Here is a 2,141-nt window from a genome sequence, read left to right as displayed (position 1 = left end):
CCCCCCCCCCCGCCCCCCCCCCCCCCCCGCGCTTGTCTCCTCGTTCCCGCCTCGCCGTTCGCTTACGCATCGCTGACCAGGTAGCCAAACGATTGCAATAGATTGTAACACTTGAAACCGTGTTCCAGTTACGCAATAACCATTAATATAACGCGCCTATATTATTAAAATGCGAATAAGTTATTTAGTGAATGGTTTCTGCCGCTATCGGCCAAAGCCGCACACAGCGACACGATAAGGATCGAAATGGAACTGCTGGTCAGGCTGGGTCATTTTTTTGAGCAAGCGCGTTCTGACGCCGACTATGCCACCTTCGCCAATGAACTGCGTCGGCATCAGGTCTCCTACTACATCTATTTTGTTTCCACCGGCAATATGAATTTCGTAATGGCAAACGACGAGGTGGTCTCGGTAAAAAGCGCCCGCGGGCTGCTGCGCGTTCGCGCTGAGGCCAGCCATTGTCTGACCAGGGCCGCCGTTATCCGCCACTTTGCCCGGGCCATTAACTTTGAACAGTACTGCCGGGATCTCGCCAGCGCCGGGGTGTTTAAGTGGATCGTCGATCTGGAAGAGGAGACCCGGCACTACTGGTCGAAGGATAATACGCTGTTATATAAAGAGTGCCTGATGCCCCCCTGAACCGGTCTCAGGGGGAGGCGGCGAGGGTCAGCCTTTAATCGCGGGTCTGCACCCAAAAGGCGTGGATCAGGCCAGGAATATAGCCCAGCAGGGTCAAAATGATATTGAGAATAAACGCCCAGCCGAAGCCTTTTCCCAGCAGCACACCCAGCGGCGGCAGAATGATAGTGAAAACGATTCTCCAGAATCCCATAACCTCTCCCTTCGTCTAACGTCAATTTTTTACTAAGCTATTCAATAGTTAAGCATAGACGCTTTTCGTCGTTTCGCCAGCAGGCAGCCCCCTCATCTCTGGTAACAAAAATCATTCCCTGCCGTCACGGGCAAAAAAGACCGGGAAAACATTCACTTTTCCCCTCTCCGGCCCGCAGGCCCTGGCATAGCGCACAGATTGTCAGTTGACCAATCAGGGGGACAGGGCTAAGCCTGGAGGAGTTTCATCACATCGAGTCGTTTTACCAACCGGAGAATATCCATGAGTAAACTTGGGATTAATGGATTTGGTCGTATCGGACGTCTGGTGTTACGTCGTTTATTAGAAGTCGACAGCAGCCTGGAAGTGGTGGCTATCAACGACCTCACTTCGCCAAAGGTGCTGGCCTACCTGTTGAAGCATGATTCAAACTACGGCCCCTTCCCGTGGAGCGTCGACTTTACCGAAGATGCGCTGATCGTCAACGGCAAAACCATTACGGTGTATGCCGAAAAAGAGGCGCAGCATATTCCATGGCAGGCGGCAGGCGCCGAGGTGATTGTGGAGTGTACCGGGTTCTACACCTCGGCCGAGAAATCGCAAGCCCATCTCCAGGCCGGCGCGCGCAAAGTGCTGATTTCCGCCCCCGCCGGCGAGATGAAAACCATCGTCTACAACGTCAACGATGACACCCTGACCCCGGATGACACCATCATCTCCGTGGCCTCCTGCACCACCAACTGCCTGGCGCCGATGGCCAAAGTTCTGCAGGATGCCTTCGGCATCACCGTAGGCACCATGACCACCATCCACGCCTATACCGGCACCCAGTCGCTGGTGGACGGGCCGCGCGGAAAAGATCTGCGCGCCTCCAGGGCGGCGGCGGAAAACGTTATCCCGCACACTACCGGCGCGGCAAAAGCCATTGGCCTGGTGATCCCTGCCCTGAGCGGTAAGCTGAAAGGCCATGCCCAGCGCGTACCGACCAAAACCGGCTCAGTGACGGAGCTGGTATCGGTGCTGGAGAAAAAGGTGACTGCGGATGAGGTCAATCAGGCGATGAGGCAGGCGGCTGAGGGCAATGAATCCTTTGGTTACACCGAAGAGGAGATCGTCTCTTCCGATATCATCGGCAGCCATTTCGGTTCGATCTACGATGCTACCCAGCTGGAGATTGTGGAGGCCGGCGGCGTACAGCTGGTGAAAACCGTCGCCTGGTACGATAACGAATACGGCTTTGTCACCCAACTGATCCGCGTGCTGGAGAAATTTGCCCGCTAAGTGAACGGCGGACAGCCTGCGCTGTCCG

Annotated in this window: 3 protein-coding genes; 2 read left to right on the top strand and 1 reads right to left on the bottom strand. The window is 55.6% G+C overall.

Annotation, left to right across the window (positions count from 1 at the left end):
* Positions 1-246: 246 nt before the first annotated feature.
* Positions 247-639: a DUF1398 domain-containing protein gene (locus HMPREF9538_RS01690; protein ID WP_004224558.1), complete on the top strand. Its 393-nt coding sequence runs from the start codon at positions 247-249 to the stop codon at positions 637-639.
* 34 nt (positions 640-673) lie between these two features.
* On the opposite strand, the gene HMPREF9538_RS01695 is transcribed toward HMPREF9538_RS01690, so the two are convergent.
* Positions 674-832, bottom strand: coding sequence for a YqaE/Pmp3 family membrane protein (locus HMPREF9538_RS01695; protein WP_002903230.1), 159 nt, complete (start codon positions 830-832; stop codon positions 674-676).
* 282 nt (positions 833-1,114) lie between these two features.
* Here HMPREF9538_RS01695 and gap point away from each other — a divergent pair, with 282 nt between their 5' ends.
* Positions 1,115-2,113: a type I glyceraldehyde-3-phosphate dehydrogenase gene (gene gap / locus HMPREF9538_RS01700; RefSeq protein ID WP_002903227.1), complete on the top strand. Its 999-nt coding sequence runs from the start codon at positions 1,115-1,117 to the stop codon at positions 2,111-2,113.
* Positions 2,114-2,141: the final 28 nt, after the last annotated feature.

The organism is Klebsiella sp. MS 92-3 (assembly GCF_000195655.1).
GTDB classification, from domain to species: domain Bacteria; phylum Pseudomonadota; class Gammaproteobacteria; order Enterobacterales; family Enterobacteriaceae; genus Klebsiella; species Klebsiella pneumoniae.
Note: the sequence above shows the minus strand (reverse complement) of the source record. Positions and strands in the feature narration are given on the sequence as shown.

Excerpts from the sequence above, each read along its gene's own strand:
- HMPREF9538_RS01690 (WP_004224558.1), top strand. The coding sequence starts at position 247 with ATGGAACTGCTGGTCAGGCTGGGTCATTTTTTTGAGCAAGCGCGTTCT.
- HMPREF9538_RS01695 (WP_002903230.1), bottom strand. The coding sequence starts at position 832 with ATGGGATTCTGGAGAATCGTTTTCACTATCATTCTGCCGCCGCTGGGT.
- gap (WP_002903227.1), top strand. The coding sequence starts at position 1,115 with ATGAGTAAACTTGGGATTAATGGATTTGGTCGTATCGGACGTCTGGTG.